The sequence below is a fragment of the Pectobacterium sp. HCp5_1 genome, from assembly GCF_032905925.1.
Lineage (GTDB): Bacteria > Pseudomonadota > Gammaproteobacteria > Enterobacterales > Enterobacteriaceae > Pectobacterium > Pectobacterium brasiliense_A.
The window spans coordinates 55,689-70,906 of record NZ_JAUMIO010000016.1 but is presented as its reverse complement, the minus strand read 5'-3'; the positions used below and the strand labels follow the sequence as shown (position 1 = coordinate 70,906).

Sequence of the window (15,218 nt, the reverse complement as noted above, 5' to 3'; positions counted from 1 at the left end):
ACCACCCATCGGATTTACTACCAATGGATTAGGTAAAATGCGCGCCTGCTCTGCGATCCGACACATCATGATTTACTGAAATGGGTACGGCTTTGCGCATTTTCAAGCCGCCGCCCTACGATTATTGTTCTAAAATAGTGACTCGTGACTACAGTCACAGTTCATTTACCGTCGTGGTAGAGAACGCCAGTATAGTGATCTAAACACCTGTTTTTCGCTGTCGTAACGACATATCCTCACGGCAATGGATTCCTGGTTGGTCAAACATCCCGAGACTATTGCCGCGATAAGACGCTTTATCCGAGACCACATTGTTTTTCGAGATAATGGCTTTTGGCTTTTCGAGATAACGCCGCCCGACACACCAGCCCACAACGTCTAATTGCATCACTAGTCGCACAACAGGATAGGCACGCTCATGTCAGAAAACATCCGTATTGAAGAAGACCTGTTAGGCACCCGAGAAGTTCCCGCAGACGCGTATTATGGCGTTCACACGCTGCGCGCTGTCGAAAACTTCTATATCAGTAACAATAAAATCAGCGACATACCCGAGTTCGTGCGCGGTATGGTCATGGTGAAGAAAGCCGCAGCGCTAGCGAACAGAGAGCTGCAAACTATCCCGAAAAAAATCGCCGACGTCATCATCCGCGCCTGTGATGAAGTGCTGAATAACGGCAAATGCATGGATCAGTTCCCGGTCGATGTCTATCAAGGGGGCGCTGGCACGTCGGTCAATATGAATACCAACGAAGTATTAGCCAATATTGGTCTGGAGCTGATGGGCCACCAGAAAGGCGAATACCAGTACCTGAACCCCAACGATCACCTGAACAAATGCCAGTCCACCAATGACGCCTACCCTACTGGATTTCGTATCGCAGTCTACGCGTCCGTCCTGAAGCTGACGGAGGCGATAGCGAAGTTGAGCGATGGGTTCGAGCGCAAAGCCAAAGAATTTGAAGACGTGCTGAAAATGGGCCGCACCCAGTTGCAGGACGCCGTACCGATGACGCTCGGCCAGGAATTTCATGCGTTTAACGTGCTGTTGCAGGAAGAAATCAAAAACCTGCTGCGCACGTCGGAACTGCTGCTTGAAGTCAATCTGGGCGCGACCGCAATCGGTACGCGCCTGAACACGCCAGACGGCTATCAGCAACTGGCGGTGCAGCGTCTGGCGGAAGTCAGCGGCCTGCCCTGTGTGCCAGCAGAAGATTTAATCGAAGCCACGTCAGACTGCGGTGCCTATGTGATGGTACACAGTTCGCTGAAGCGTCTGGCCGTGAAGCTGTCAAAGATCTGTAATGACCTGCGTCTGCTCTCTTCCGGCCCTCGTGCAGGCCTGAATGAAATCAATCTGCCGGAGCTACAAGCGGGTTCCTCGATTATGCCCGCCAAAGTGAATCCGGTCGTGCCGGAAGTCGTCAATCAGGTGTGCTTCAAGGTCATCGGTAACGACACCTGCGTCACGATGGCGTCAGAAGCCGGGCAATTACAGCTAAACGTGATGGAGCCGGTCATCGGTCAGGCGATGTTTGAATCGACCCACATTCTGACCAACGCCTGCTACAACCTGCTGGAGAAATGCGTCAACGGCATCACCGCCAATAAGAGCGTCTGTGAAGCCTATGTCTTCAATTCCATCGGAATTGTAACGTACCTGAACCCGTTCATAGGCCACCACAACGGTGATATCGTCGGCAGAATCTGCGCGGAAACGGGGAAAAGCGTGCGTGAAGTTGTCCTGGAGCGCGGCCTGCTGACGGAAGCCGAACTGGATGACATTTTCTCCATCCAGAACCTGATGCATCCGGCGTACAAAGCCAAACGCTACACCGATGAAAACGAGCTTCCCTAACACCGGCATCTAATACCCACAGGCACGTCCGTTCACGAAGAACGCCGTGCCTTTATTTTTTGCTGCATACAGCCATAAGAATAAGTTATGAAATTTTTATTATTAATTAAGGAGCATAGTCATGCTTGGTCTTGAGTTACTGATCGTTCTGCTCGCCATCTATTTGGGGGCACGACTGGGAGGCATCGGCATTGGTTTCGCCGGTGGCCTGGGAGTGCTTGTTCTTACGCTGGGGTTTCAGATAAAGCCCGGCGTAATCCCTTTTGATGTCATTGAAATTATCATGGCCGTTATCGCCGCCATCGCCGCAATGCAGGTGGCGGGCGGAATGGATTATCTGGTCAGTCTGGCGGAGAAACTGCTGCGTAAGCATCCGAAATACGTCACCTTTCTCGCGCCGCTGGTCACCTACTTCATGACGATTCTGGCCGGAACCGGACACACCGCGTTTTCCACCCTGCCGGTTATCGCCGAAGTCGCCAAAGAGCAGGGCATTCGTCCTTCTCGTCCGCTCTCTATCGCCGTCGTTGCCTCGCAAATCGCGATTACCGCGTCGCCGATCTCGGCGGCGGTGGTGTTTGTCGCCGGTATTCTTGAGCCACACGGCGTCAGCTATCTGCTGCTGTTGGGTATTTGTATTCCGACCACGCTCGCCGCAATCCTGCTGACGGCAATTGTGACCAACTTCCTGGGCAAAGAGCTGAAAGACGATCCGATTTATCAGGAACGTCTGAAAAAAGGCGAAACCACGCTGCGCGGTAATAGCCAGCATGAGATCAAACCGGGTGCCAAACTTTCCGTGATGCTGTTTCTGATCGGCATCGTCGCTGTCGTGCTGTATGCCACGGCGATCAGCGGCACGGTTGGGCTGATTCAGAATCCGGTTCTGCCACGTAACGAAGCGATTGTGGTCTTTATGCTGACGATCGCCACGCTGATTTGCATCACCTGCAAAATCGACACCGCGCGCATCCTCTCTGCCAGCACGTTTAAGTCCGGCATGAGCGCCTGTATCTGCGTGATGGGCGTGGCCTGGCTGGGCGATACCTTTGTTAAAGCGCACATTTCCGATATTCAGGATACCGCTGGTGCACTGCTGCAAAGCTACCCGTGGATGCTGGCCGTCGTGCTGTTCTTCGCCGCCACGCTGCTTTACTCGCAGGCGGCAACGGCAAAAGCACTGATGCCTGCTGCGCTGCTGCTGGGCGTCTCTCCGGTCACGGCCGTGGCATCTTTTGCTGCCGTTTCCGCCCTGTTCGTACTACCAACCTACCCGACGCTGTTAGCCGCCGTGGAGATGGACGACACCGGCTCAACGCGCATCGGCAAGTTTGTGTTTAACCACTCCTTCCTGATTCCGGGCGTGATGGCGATTACGCTGTCGGTGATATTTGGTTTCATCCTCGGCAGCATCCTGATCTAAAGCTTGCCTTTCAGGCAGCCCTCGCGGATCGGCTTAACTCGTCGATCCGCCACATTCCCTTCAAACAATAAAGCAAGGTATAGTGTGGCTCTGGTTGTCTGGAATTTGTTCATCTGACACGGAGGATGTGATGTCTGACCGCCCGCTTTGCGATGCTGTCGTCATATTGTGTACCGCACCTGACGACGCCTGCGCGCAACGGCTTGCCGACTCGCTGTTGGAAACGCGGCTCGCCGCCTGCGTCACTCTGCTGCCCGGCGCACGTTCGCTCTACTACTGGGAAGGCAAGCTCGAACAGCAATCAGAAGTACAAATGCTGATAAAAAGCGATACCTCACATCAGCAAGCCCTGCTGACTCACCTGAAACAACAACACCCTTACGATACGCCGGAGCTATTAGTTCTGCCGGTATCCGGGGGCGATAGCGATTATCTGACATGGCTCAACGCATCTTTACGCTGATTTTCCTGTTATGGACGGCTTTCGGCACACCCAGTGTAGCCGCCTCTTCTTTCGGTCAGAAACTGTTTGGCAACAGCACGACGTCACGCTTTCTGCCAGTCGATGGCGCTTTCGCCTTTGAGTTTCAGCAGCAGGATAACCAGCTCAATCTGCGCTGGGATATCCATCCCGATTACTACCTGTACCGCGCACAAATCAAGATCGAAGGGAACGGTGCCACGCTTGGCAAGGTGGAGCTGCCACAGGGCGAAAGCCATAACGACGAGTTCTTCGGTCAGGTCTTTATCCTGCGGGATCGGCTGGCGCTAACGGTTCCCATTCAACAAGCCGAGAGCGGCGCGACCGTTAAAGTCACCTATCAAGGCTGCGCCGATGCGGGTTTCTGCTATCCGCCGGAAACGCGCGTCGTTCCTCTCAGTCAGGTGCTGGCTAACGCAGGCACAGACACATCGAATACCGCATCAGCCCAAACGCCACCGCCACAGACTACGCCGATGCCGTTCTCGCCGTGGTGGGCGCTGTTGATTGGTATCGGCGTCGCCTTCACACCTTGCGTCCTGCCGATGTACCCACTGATTGCCAGCCTGGTGCTGGGCAGAAAAGAACAGCTGACGCCGCGTCGAACGCTACTGCTGTCAATGACCTACGTTCAGGGCATGGCGCTGACCTACACGCTGCTCGGGCTGGTTGTCGCCGCCGCCGGATTACGCTTTCAGGCAGCGCTCCAACATCCCTACATTCTGATTGGCCTGTCGGTGATGTTTGCCGCACTCGCGCTGTCCATGTTTGGCCTGTATACGCTCCAGCTCCCGTCCTCAGTACAAACCCGACTGACAGAGTGGAGCAACCGTCAGCAAGGTGGTTCCGTCACTGGCGTATTCTGCATGGGCGCACTGGCTGGGTTAATTTGTTCCCCCTGTACCACCGCGCCGCTCAGCGCCATCCTGCTTTACATCGCCCAGAGCGGCAACATGCTGGCAGGCGGCGGCACGCTTTATCTCTACGCGCTGGGCATGGGTTTACCGCTCATTCTGGTCACGCTGTTCGGCAACAAACTGCTGCCGCGCAGCGGCCCGTGGATGCAGTACGTTAAGGAAGCGTTTGGTTTCATTATTCTGGCGCTCCCCGTCTTCCTGCTTGAACGCATTCTGGGCGAGACGTGGGGAATGCGGCTGTGGAGCGCACTGGGTATCGCCTTCTTTGGCTGGGCGCTCATGCTGACGCTGCGCAGCAGCAAAGGTTGGATGCGTGGCGTACAGCTACTGCTGCTGGCAGGGGTGGTGATCAGCGCCAAGCCGCTGCAAGACTGGGTATTTCCTCCGGCTGGCGTGGCGCAAGCTCATACCTCAGCACTGAACTTCGCCCCTGTCGCCAATATTGCCGAGCTCAACAGTTCGCTGGCAAAGAGCGCTCAGCCTGTTATGCTCGATCTTTACGCTGACTGGTGCGTTGCCTGCAAAGAGTTCGAGAAATACACGTTCAGCGACCCGGCGGTGCAGCACCATCTGTCGCGCATCACGCTGCTACAGGCGGACGTCACCGCTAACCGCGAAGAACAAAACGCGCTGCTGAAAAAGCTACAGGTTTTAGGGCTGCCGACCATCGTATTCTTTGACGCTCAGGGGAAAGAGATCCCCGGTTCGCGCGTCACCGGTTTTATGAATGCTGAACAATTTCAGGCACATTTACAGAAGTTCAGCCCATAAACGACACGTTATATGTGCTTCTGGAGGAGACCTAATGCAACGGGAAGATGTTCTTGAACATGCGCTTACTCTGCTGGAGCAGCACGGCTTTGCCATGACGACGCTGGATATGCTGGCGGAGAGGCTAGGCGTTCCGGTAGAGGAACTGACGCCATTCTGGCCGGATCGGGAAGCACTGCTGTACGACGGCCTACGTCACCATAGCCAGCAGGTCGATACCTGGCGTCGTCAGCTTCTCTTGGACGACGAGAAAAGCATCGAGCAAAAGCTGCTGGCACGCTATCAGGTACTGCACGAGTCGGTGAACAAACAGCGTTATCCGGGCTGCTTGTTTATTGCGGCGTGCAGCTTCTTTCCTGATATCAATCACCCTATCCACCAGATTGCGGAACAGCAGAAGCTGGCGTCTTACCAGTACACCCGCGATTTGCTGGAAGAGCTGGAAACCGACGATCCTGAGATGGTGGCACAGCAGATGGAATTGATTCTGGAAGGCTGCCTGAGCAACCTGCTGGTCAAGCATCAGGCCGCCAGCATCGCCACCGCGCAGCGGCTGGCAGAAGATGTTTTACGCTTTGCGCTGTGCCGCAAAAACGGCGCGTTGACCTAAGCGAACATACCTGCCCAAGCGGAAACGAACAGACACAGCGCCATCAGGCGCTGAAAGCGCACCATTGCAACGGTGGTGCGAAACACCCTGTTCACGGCCTTCCCCAGCCCTGCCCAGCACACCAGACAGGCCATCGAGATAATCAAAAACCACAGCGCCATTATCGATATATCCCGCAACGCATGCTCCCCCGCAGGGGCGAACAAGCTCACGACGGCCAATGCCATCATCCACGTTTTCGGGTTAATCACCTGTAACAACGCCGCTGCGCGAGCCGTAAAACGGTTGTGCGATTCACCAGAGAGATTAGCCGCAGGTGCCCTGAATAACTGCCAGCTCATCCAGCTTAGCCACAGCACACCCGCCCAGCTCATCACCTGACGAACCACCGGATACTGACGCAGCATCTCCCCTGCGCCGGCACCGGAAATCAGGACGATGGCGCTTGCTGCCACGCAGGCGCCAACCACCGCAGGTAGCGTGTTTCTCACGCCATGGCGCTGGCTGTTGGTTAAAATCAGGATATTCGTTGGCCCCGGCGTTATCGAGGCGACAAATGCAAACAACAGAAACGGCATCAAACTCACAGGTCACTCCTTTTTTAAGAGCCCTGACTGTGCCGCTATTTTCTGGAAACGTCTGGAAGGTTTGTGCACAACCGACGGTAATGGGCGGGCGAGATCCGATACGCCCGTTGAAACCAACGGCCAAGATGGCTTTGATCGGAGAAACCTAAGCTCGCAGCCACGTCGGCAGGCTGATCGCCGCATGCCAATCGCTGCCGCGCTTTCGCCAAACGCAGTTGGATCAACCAAGCGTGCGGTGCCAGATGAAATTCACGTTTAAAGCAACGTGTCAGCGTGAAGCGATCGGTGCCCGTCTCCCGCGCGAGGTCAGACAGACCGATATTTTCGCCCAGATGCGCATAAAGATAATCGCGTGCGCGATGGGCCACCGCCGTGCTTTGCAGCTGCGAGGGTAACCTTTTTCGCCAGTGACAATGTGCAGTGATCTGTGAGAGCAGGTTATCCATGGCGCTCTGCTGCACAATTTTCATTTCATCGTTGTGAAGCGTGGCGAACGTGTCGCCAATAGAACGAACCAGCTGTGGATCACGCGTGAGTGTCTGCGCAAAATGAAGCGAGTAACTTCCTGGCGTGGAAGCATATAAGCCGTGCAACGCATTGGTCAGCCATTTCTCGTCGAGGTAAAACGTCAGATAGGTAAACCCGCCATCTACCGGCGCATCACCATCGTGGATTTCACCCGGCTCCAGCAAGAAAGCGTCCCCCGGACGACTCCGGTGTCGCTCACGGCGACAGTGAAACTGCTGCGTACCGGAAAGCGTCACTCCCACGAGGTAGCTGTCGTGCCAGTGCGGATCGTAGGCGTGCCCCTCAAAATGCGCCTTGATCGTCTCAATTCCCGTATCTGCATGCTGACGTAGCTCAAGCCAGTCGTTCGCCATCTCGCTCCCCTCTTTTCGCTATCAGCATTACCCGTTCATAGGCATCAATTCTGGAAGATTTGTGCAAAATCGACGCCTACCCGATCAGATTGCCGTAAAGTTAAGCAGTTGAACAGCTTTTCCCTAAATAGGGTTGACGATCATACGGGATTAAGGTTTAATGCGCCCCGTTGCCCGGATAGCTCAGTCGGTAGAGCAGAGGATTGAAAATCCTCGTGTCCTTGGTTCGATTCCGAGTCCGGGCACCACTAATTTAAAGAAACCAGCCTAACGGCTGGTTTTTTGCTTTTGGGGATTGGGTTCTGAACGGGGTTCGGTTCTCTGCGAGCGTGCTATCCAGCCTCTCCTTCCCCATGATTCGGGTTCATACCTTGATAGCGTGACGGCCAGATCTCCTCCGGCTGCTTTCCCAATGCACAAGCAATTAATCTCTCACCTTTCGGCCAATGTCTTGTCAACGCGTTAGCAAGTGTTGAAGACGCGAGTCCTGATGCCCTTGAAACCGCCGCCAGCGTTGTGCCTTTCTTCCTCAAGCCAGCAATAATGTCTGCTGGATGCCAATCCTTATCAATCATCTCCATGATCCTTATTCTATGGCTTCACATTAAATACGCTTTGTTCAGCAACTCTAAACAACCACAATGTTAAGTAATGCTAAACACTAAGTCAATGTATGATCATTGATGGTGTAATGAATGCTTCCTGCTCGTCTCAAAACAGCGCGACTACGTGCTCACCTAACTCAGGAAAAATTAGGAGTTCTTGCAGGCATTGAGGAAGAAACTGCGCGTTCTCGCGTGTCTCAGTATGAAGGAGGAATACATCGTCCGACGTTTGAAATGATGTGCGCATTTGCAAAGGTGCTTAATGTGCCGGAATGCTACTTTTACACCGTTAACGATGATTTTGCTGAGATGGTGCTAGCTCTTTACCTTAAACATCAGGGTCATTCTTAACGAATGCAAATAAATCGCCTCCTCTATTGTTCAGGAAGTCTAAGCAATCCACATGTAAAGTAGTGCTAAACATGCTATCAATATCCTTATTGATGGTGTCATTATGCTGCCCATTCGCCTTAAAACTGCTCGCCTACGAGCAAATCTCACTCAAGAAAAGCTAGGCGTACTGGCTGGCATTGAAGAAGCCACCGCACGATCACGAATATCCCAATATGAAAGCGGTATACACCGCCCAACATTTGAGATGATGTGCGCGTTTGCTAAGGTGCTTAATGTGCCGGAATGTTATTTTTATACGGTTGATGATGATTTTGCTGAAATAATTTTAAAATTGCATAACGGCGAAATAGTTCATTTTGGAAAATAAATCAATCCATATAATAATTTTGAAAATCAAACTAATAATATGGCAAATGGGTCATGACGCAAATGCGTTGTAATGATGTTTTTCAATGTAAGTTCCGATGACTTTTTCATGTATTTCAAATGAGCGTGAAAAGCAGGTTGTTTTCCTCGCCAGACGTTTAATATGAATTCGTAAATTAAGGTTATGCCGTTCAATTCGCTGTGTGAATACCTTACCTGTCAGGTGTTTCTCTGACTCTATTTCTCATGCGTAACTGCCCCAATCATCAGTGGTGAAAAAGCCAATATGAAAAGGGGCCAACAAATCGAGAAGCTTACGGCACGTCTCATCCGTGCGAGGGCCAAGTGCATGAGTAACAACCCGTTTTCTTTTTTGTATCAAATGCATACCAAAGCCAGTGCTGCTATTTTTTTATTCCCCAAAAATGACCATTGTTCATCCAGTTCACAAATCAGAGTAAGATCGCCATAGACGATGGCTCTGCTTGTTACTTGTTTCAGCGTGAGTTTTTTAATGTGCTCATGACGGTGTTCATACTAATTTTCAGCACTCGTCCGGTGTCTCTAACTCCGGAGCCATTCATCGCCATATCGACAATCTTTTCTTTTGTTCCAGGCTTATGGGCGTTGTAGCAGTAGTTAATCTGAAAGGTACGGCGGCAATGTTGGCAGTAGTATCGGGGAATCCTGCTTTTCCTGTTCCATGCTTACGAACGAGTTCTGTTTGTTAGCAATATCGGCAGGAAACGTCGATAGTGACTGTCATAAGCGTTTCCTCAAAAGAGGATATCTTTTCGAAATAACGCTTTTAAGTCATCACCAAATGCTAAGCCTGTTTTGCGTAATCAAATTCACCCATATCCATAAGCTCTTATTAAAGGCATTACATATCAATTTTTCAAACAGCACTATACCCCTGCTTCGGATCATTCTTATACTGCGGAAACGCCAGTTTCAGTTCCCCTTGATCCACCAGCGGTTTCAAGTATTGCTGACGCAGCGCGTTAGGGTTACGGCTAAGGATCTGTCCCAGCGCAGCAACGGAAATATACTGCCCCTGACACACATTCAGGATCACACTCTTCATCAGCGCTTTATCCCCCAGACGCAGCCTTTCACGGGGAACCGCAGCCAGAGCAAACAACGAATCCCGGAAAGCATCAGTAAGATTTTCAACATCATCAATATAAGGTCGATCGATAAAACGGTTGAGCAAACGTCCATACTCATCCCGGGACGCGGGCTGATCGTCCCCGGCGTTATATGTGGAGCTATTCTCGTTATGTGTGGACCTCTTCTCGTTATATGTGGAGTTACCCTCGTTATGTGTGGACCTCTGCTCGTTATGTGTGGGGTTACCCTCGTTATGTGTGGACCTCTGCTCGTTATATGCGGAGTTCCTCTCGTTATGTGTGGAGCTCACAACCGCACCCAACGAGAAAACTTCATCCGGCGTCATGACCGATACGCCGGGCAAGGTATAATATTTGCTTTTCTGCTCACCCCCAGCGGCCAGAAAACCTTTACTTTCCAGTCGGGGAAGTGTCAGCGTGACTTCGCGGGAGTGCAGTGTTGTTAACTGGCAAGCGCGTTCATGGTTGACCCAGCCTTCAATCGCCGCCGTTGCAACAATCACCTGTTCAAAATCACCAAGCTGATCGAAGGTTTCACCAAACCGCTGATGCAAATCATCCAGAACATGCTGCGGGATCAGGCTGGCCGTAGAAAGCTCTAATAGCGTCTGTGCAGGAAATGTTTTTTCCCAAAGCTTGGGAGTTCGCCAGTTAGCCGATTTCCAGCCGCTGAAAATCTTCGGCATCCCTGAACCTGCTTTCTCACCCAGACCAATCAGCAAAAACATCTGGTGTAGCAACCTGTTGCGGCAATCACTGACGCCGCCCGCAATCACATCCTCCAGCGGCAGACGCATCGAGCCAGGATTGCGAAAGCCAAACATGTCGGGACGTTTGACGATCAGAATAGAAACCCGATCGGTAAAATCAGCATGGACCAGCGTGTTGACCAGCGCTTCACGCAGCGCGATATGTACTGGCGTATCCGTTTTGCGCTGACCCCCTTCAAGGGTAAACGGGACTTTCAGATCGGCGACCAGCTTTTGGTATACCTTGCGATAAAAATCAAACAAGTTCCCTGACCATGTTCCGTCCGGACATACCCGATCAACCCAACGCAGCTCCGTTTTAGCCTCGGGGCGCTCCTGGTAATCCACCATGTAGTTGGGCGCTGCGGCAATAATCGCATCCCATTTACCAAACATGAGAACGCCAGCCAGCGTGATGCCCTCTTTTCCAGTTTCCCTGTCTTTACGCCATCCACCAACCATTTTAAATAGTTCAAACGGCTCACAGGCCAGATAAGGATGCTGCGGGTTATTTGCCGATAGCAGATTACGATAGACTTTCAGGCTGTCCGGATCGATATCATCCTGAAAAGTATAGTGTTCGGAAAGCACTTCATTATCGCGGCTGTCGTGGATCTGCTCTGCAAGCATCCGCTTGACTGTCATATCATCACAAACGCGATCGCCTTCGTGCAGACGTTGATAGGTGTTACCAAATGGGGACTTTTTCAGGTGAACCGGCTTTTGTTTGCGCATCGCCTGTGGAATATGGATCGCCAGAACGTCCGTTCCCAGCAAAGAGACCTGTTGCACATCGTTTTCTGATCTCAGCACATTCGCACTGACCCGATCTCGATCGTTTAACTGATTAAACAGATCAGTTTTTATCTTGTCAGGATCGATAACGCCAACGGGAGTGAACTTGCCTGCCTGCTCTTTTACGCCCAGAACCACCCAGCCGCCCCGACCATTCGCCATTGCAGAATAGGTAGGCCAGAAGTCTTTCGGTAACTCGCCTTTGCCGTCTTTCCCCCCTGCCAGCTTGAACTCTACCTGTTCCGATTCAACAAGGGTTTGCAGATCTATAATGTCCTTTATTTGCAAAGGCATAGGGGTTCCTCTGGCTGAGAAATATTCGGCTATATGATACTGCATTTACCAAATATCCGGTAGGTTGCTAAGGGTACTGACGGATCTTTCAACCTTATTTATAATCCTTTCCGCCACATGACCAGCGCCTCTTCAACTATCCCCGCAGGCAAAAATTCCTGTTCCAGACGACCACGCGGTAGGCGGGTTAAGTAGCGATAAAAATCGGCCTCTTCATTAAGCAAGCCATCAGGTATTGCTTCCTGTGCTTTTACCAGTTCCGTAACTGCACTATGGCTGGCATATTGCTCAAACAGTTCACGGTTCATAAGCAGAGCATCAAGCGTCGGACGGCAGCGTCTGGCTCTCGCCAGCATCAGCAGCCCCCAGCTATCCATATCCCCCCAGTAAGCAATATGTTTTTCATCCAGAGCCGAGCTAGATAACCATTGCACGTCAAGACCGCACCCTAAAATTGCGATAGTGTCAGATAACACAGGGAGTTGATGCAGGCACTGCTCATTTTCAATCACCAGTACACGTGACGCGGTCAATATCGTTTCCGCCAGTTCGGCCGTCGTCACCCGGCATTTTTTAAAAGGAAGCAAGCCGGGCGATAGCGGCACGACCAGAACCCAGTGGCTGGACTCATCGAAAGCACCAAGAAAGGTCGTTAATCCCTGCTCGCTGGCTTCGCCTGAAAAACGCACGTCCAACAGTCGGGTTAATAACGAAATATTATTCTCGATAAATTTGGTATCCACTCCTTGTCCGGAAAGTAGCCTTAACGGCAGCCCTTTTGCACAGCCAGGTGTTAATCGGCAGGCCAGCCTGGCAGCACTGATGATGTCCTGCGGATCTTTATGCCGCCAGAAAGAACGATGACTGACTAACAGCGGATGAAAAATGGGATCGACATGTTCGATAATTTCCTCCAGCAAGCGAAACTCCCGGCTCACCGCCGGCTCCGCCGCCGCCTTGATCCACTCAGAAGGGCTATTCAAGATCCAGCGTAACGGCAGTGATACCGCTCTGTCGCTCGCCCGATAACTGACATCTTCCCAATCCACGCGCCCAACCACGACTTGCCGCCATAACTGCACATGCTGCAAAACGCACTGAGTTTGCTCTGCGAATAGCCTGGCGGAAGGTTTACCAATGGACAGACAGAGCGGCCAGCTACCGGGTGGAAGTAAGCGTTCAGTCCGGAGTTTTGCATTGTCCCACTGTCGGGCAAGCTTTTTACGCAGCTCATCAGGAGAATACATTCTACACGTTCTCCCTTCGCTGGTAGTGCTGTTCAAGCTCTTCCCAGCTCAGCGAGGCCATGTTCGAATCCTGACCGCGCCGATGAACAACAATCGCCGAGCGGGTATGGTCGCGCAGCAGGCGCATCTCTTTATTCGGGGTGATGAATACAGCATGTAAACCAAATTCTCTAAGCGCGGCAATAATCCTGCCCGCCACGGCATGAGAGCTACGGGAGAACGCTTCATCGAGGACAATAGTACCAAACAGCGGATAACGGCTCCCCGCAGGGCAGAGAGCATAGCTCAGTGATGCGGTCAACACGTAGGAAGCGATAATTTCTTTTTCTCCGCCGCTACCGCCCTGTGACCCAGTACGTGACTCAATCACGCTTCCACTCTGACGATCCATTACCGATACAGCGAACTCCAGACGAAAACGCGGATCAAGCAACGCTTTCGCCCCGAGTGTACGATGTCGTTCACAGGCATCCCGTAGTTGCGCCACCAACACCTGTAAGGCCTTATAATGACTCTCGCCGTTATCATCAACAAACCGGGCGGTATTCAGTTGACGCTGTGCTTTCTCAAGCGTGCGCAGGCTTTCATGAACAACTTTTTTCGTATCCAGACGCAGGTAGCGACCCGGTTGAAAGTCCACCCTGAACATGGTTTCATTGAGTTCGTTGAGGCGCTCTTCAATCACCAGCACCTCATGGTCGATATGGCTGAGCAGTTGCGTTACGCCGTCGTCAGATGAACGATTCAGATAGTCAAGGAAACGGCTGAGCTTTTCTGGTAGTGCTTCTTCGGTCAGTTCCTGCAAACGCTTTAAATAAACAGGAACATCGTCTAAATCAGCCCCTGCCTCAGCGAGTGCCCCTGTATCCACACGTTTGGCTTCAGACATACGTTTGGTCAACTCAATGTTCAATCGGTGCAGTTCACCTTTAACACCCTCGATTTCTTGCTGAATTGCCCGCTCATGTTGACGTTCCAGATCGCGAATGTTAGGCAGTTGCTCCAGAGTCACCGCAGGAAAATGTGACGCGCACAACTCTCGCTCTTCATCCTCCATACCTTGTTGCGCAGTTTGCTGGGCCTTGCGTTCTGCGGCCCGGGCTGAGATGAGTTCCGTATCCAGCCCGTTAGTGACTTTATTGGCGGCTCTGAGCTGCTTATCAATTTCAGATTCAACCGTTTGAGCCTCATCAAGTTTTGCTTTTGCCACGCTGGCGTCGGAATCCGGGTGGTTCAGATTCTCCAGCCGCTCCTTGAGGGCTTCCAGTTGGTTCTTTGCGCCGTGAACATCGATGTTATCGAAATCAATCTGTTGTATTTTCTGGAATGAAATTGCCTGAGTTTGCAAAAGCCCGACCTCGCCTTTTGCAAACTCAAATGCCTCGCTTGCGGTTTTAACCTGCTCCTGGAGCGCGGTAATTTCTTTGGCAAGGAAGTTCAGACGATCGCGGTTATCGAATCCCGTTAACCAGTCTTCATCAAGGCGTCTCTGATCCTGCTTGTCATAAAAACGCTGCTTACCGGACATTAACCCCTGAACCGTCATAGCATGGGGCGTGTCACGCAACTGTTCAGGGCTATCAACACAATGCCTGTCGCTTTCTGCCAGCAGTGCTTTAACGGCCTCTCGCCACGGATGCTCTTTCCACAACAGCTTGCGGGTAAAGCCATCATCGAAAAACCGGACGGGAGAGTGCGGTAATTTGACCTCCAGTAGCCGCACATGCAGACGATTGTTGCGCTGATTGACCCAACGCAGCGCTTCCGGTGCCGATTCTGGCGAAACAAGCATACGCAGCCGGTTACTCCCAACTGCGCGCTCAATCGCACCGCGCCATTGCGCCTCTTCCGGTTTAACCTGGATCAGTTCAGCGACATAAGGCAGTTCAGACTCATCAACGTTCAACGCTTTTGCAAGATCGCTGCGAAACGTCTGATAATTTGCAGGGAGGTTAGAGCCTGGACGACGCGCGATCTCAGCGCGTTCAGTTTCTCGTTCGCGAAGTTCTACGGTAATGTTATGGTTGAGCGCGCTTTTTTTATACAGTTCTTCTTCTTTCAGCTTTATATCACCGGCAAGCTGCTCAAGCCGTCGTTCGACTTCATGCTGATTCGACTCCAGTTGAAGCTGACTCAGGTCAGACGGC

Annotated in this window: 13 protein-coding genes, 1 tRNA gene and 1 pseudogene; 8 read left to right on the top strand and 7 right to left on the bottom strand. The window is 52.1% G+C overall.

Features of this window, described 5'->3' with window-relative positions:
• Positions 1-418: 418 nt before the first annotated feature.
• The 5 genes from aspA (at position 419) to Q3A88_RS12660 (ending at position 6,060) form a co-directional block, all read left to right on the top strand.
• Positions 419-1,858 carry an aspartate ammonia-lyase gene (aspA, locus tag Q3A88_RS12680; protein ID WP_014914062.1) on the top strand — a complete coding sequence of 480 codons (1,440 nt, stop codon included), beginning with the start codon at positions 419-421 and terminating at the stop codon, positions 1,856-1,858.
• Between the two features lie 121 nt (positions 1,859-1,979).
• Positions 1,980-3,281: an anaerobic C4-dicarboxylate transporter gene (locus tag Q3A88_RS12675; protein WP_010286407.1), complete on the top strand. Its 1,302-nt coding sequence runs from the start codon at positions 1,980-1,982 to the stop codon at positions 3,279-3,281.
• 130 nt (positions 3,282-3,411) lie between these two features.
• Positions 3,412-3,744 (top strand): divalent cation tolerance protein CutA, encoded by a 333-nt coding sequence (gene cutA / locus Q3A88_RS12670; protein WP_010286405.1) that lies wholly within the window; start codon positions 3,412-3,414, stop codon positions 3,742-3,744.
• The gene (locus Q3A88_RS12665; RefSeq protein ID WP_317178031.1) at positions 3,720-5,450 is read left to right on the top strand and encodes a protein-disulfide reductase DsbD; all 1,731 of its coding nucleotides are present in this window, start codon (positions 3,720-3,722) and stop codon (positions 5,448-5,450) included. Before cutA ends, Q3A88_RS12665 begins: the two co-directional genes overlap by 25 nt.
• Before the next feature lie 34 nt (positions 5,451-5,484).
• The gene (locus Q3A88_RS12660; RefSeq protein WP_014914059.1) at positions 5,485-6,060 is read left to right on the top strand and encodes a transcriptional regulator; all 576 of its coding nucleotides are present in this window, start codon (positions 5,485-5,487) and stop codon (positions 6,058-6,060) included.
• Here Q3A88_RS12660 and Q3A88_RS12655 read toward each other — a convergent pair.
• Complete coding sequence (locus Q3A88_RS12655) at positions 6,057-6,647, bottom strand: LysE family translocator (protein ID WP_317178030.1); 591 nt, start codon at positions 6,645-6,647, stop codon at positions 6,057-6,059. The genes Q3A88_RS12660 and Q3A88_RS12655 overlap by 4 nt on opposite strands.
• Before the next feature lie 35 nt (positions 6,648-6,682).
• Positions 6,683-7,528 carry an AraC family transcriptional regulator gene (locus Q3A88_RS12650; RefSeq protein WP_317178029.1) on the bottom strand — a complete coding sequence of 282 codons (846 nt, stop codon included), beginning with the start codon at positions 7,526-7,528 and terminating at the stop codon, positions 6,683-6,685.
• 172 nt (positions 7,529-7,700) lie between these two features.
• Between Q3A88_RS12650 and Q3A88_RS12645 the strand changes: the two genes are divergently transcribed.
• A tRNA-Phe gene (locus Q3A88_RS12645) sits at positions 7,701-7,776 on the top strand.
• A gap of 84 nt (positions 7,777-7,860) precedes the next feature.
• On the opposite strand, the gene Q3A88_RS12640 is transcribed toward Q3A88_RS12645, so the two are convergent.
• Positions 7,861-8,103, bottom strand: coding sequence for a helix-turn-helix domain-containing protein (locus tag Q3A88_RS12640; RefSeq protein ID WP_040033442.1), 243 nt, complete (start codon positions 8,101-8,103; stop codon positions 7,861-7,863).
• Positions 8,104-8,223: 120 nt separating this feature from the next.
• On the opposite strand from Q3A88_RS12640, the gene Q3A88_RS12635 reads away from it, so the two are divergent.
• Positions 8,224-8,484: a helix-turn-helix domain-containing protein gene (locus tag Q3A88_RS12635; protein ID WP_110163430.1), complete on the top strand. Its 261-nt coding sequence runs from the start codon at positions 8,224-8,226 to the stop codon at positions 8,482-8,484.
• A gap of 103 nt (positions 8,485-8,587) precedes the next feature.
• Complete coding sequence (locus Q3A88_RS12630) at positions 8,588-8,854, top strand: helix-turn-helix domain-containing protein (RefSeq protein ID WP_110163429.1); 267 nt, start codon at positions 8,588-8,590, stop codon at positions 8,852-8,854.
• A gap of 51 nt (positions 8,855-8,905) precedes the next feature.
• On the opposite strand, the pseudogene Q3A88_RS12625 reads toward Q3A88_RS12630, so the two are convergent.
• The 4 genes and pseudogenes from Q3A88_RS12625 to Q3A88_RS12610 form a co-directional block, all read right to left on the bottom strand.
• Positions 8,906-9,619 (bottom strand): annotated as a pseudogene (locus Q3A88_RS12625) (IS1 family transposase).
• 132 nt (positions 9,620-9,751) lie between these two features.
• Positions 9,752-11,824, bottom strand: a complete 2,073-nt coding sequence (locus Q3A88_RS12620; protein WP_317178028.1) for an RNA-binding domain-containing protein — start codon at positions 11,822-11,824, stop codon at positions 9,752-9,754.
• Positions 11,825-11,922: 98 nt separating this feature from the next.
• Positions 11,923-13,071, bottom strand: a complete 1,149-nt coding sequence (locus Q3A88_RS12615; RefSeq protein WP_110163427.1) for a DUF3322 domain-containing protein — start codon at positions 13,069-13,071, stop codon at positions 11,923-11,925.
• A gap of 1 nt (position 13,072) precedes the next feature.
• Positions 13,073-14,419 carry an SbcC/MukB-like Walker B domain-containing protein gene (locus tag Q3A88_RS12610; protein ID WP_307824124.1) on the bottom strand — a complete coding sequence of 449 codons (1,347 nt, stop codon included), beginning with the start codon at positions 14,417-14,419 and terminating at the stop codon, positions 13,073-13,075.
• Positions 14,420-15,218 lie beyond the last annotated feature (799 nt).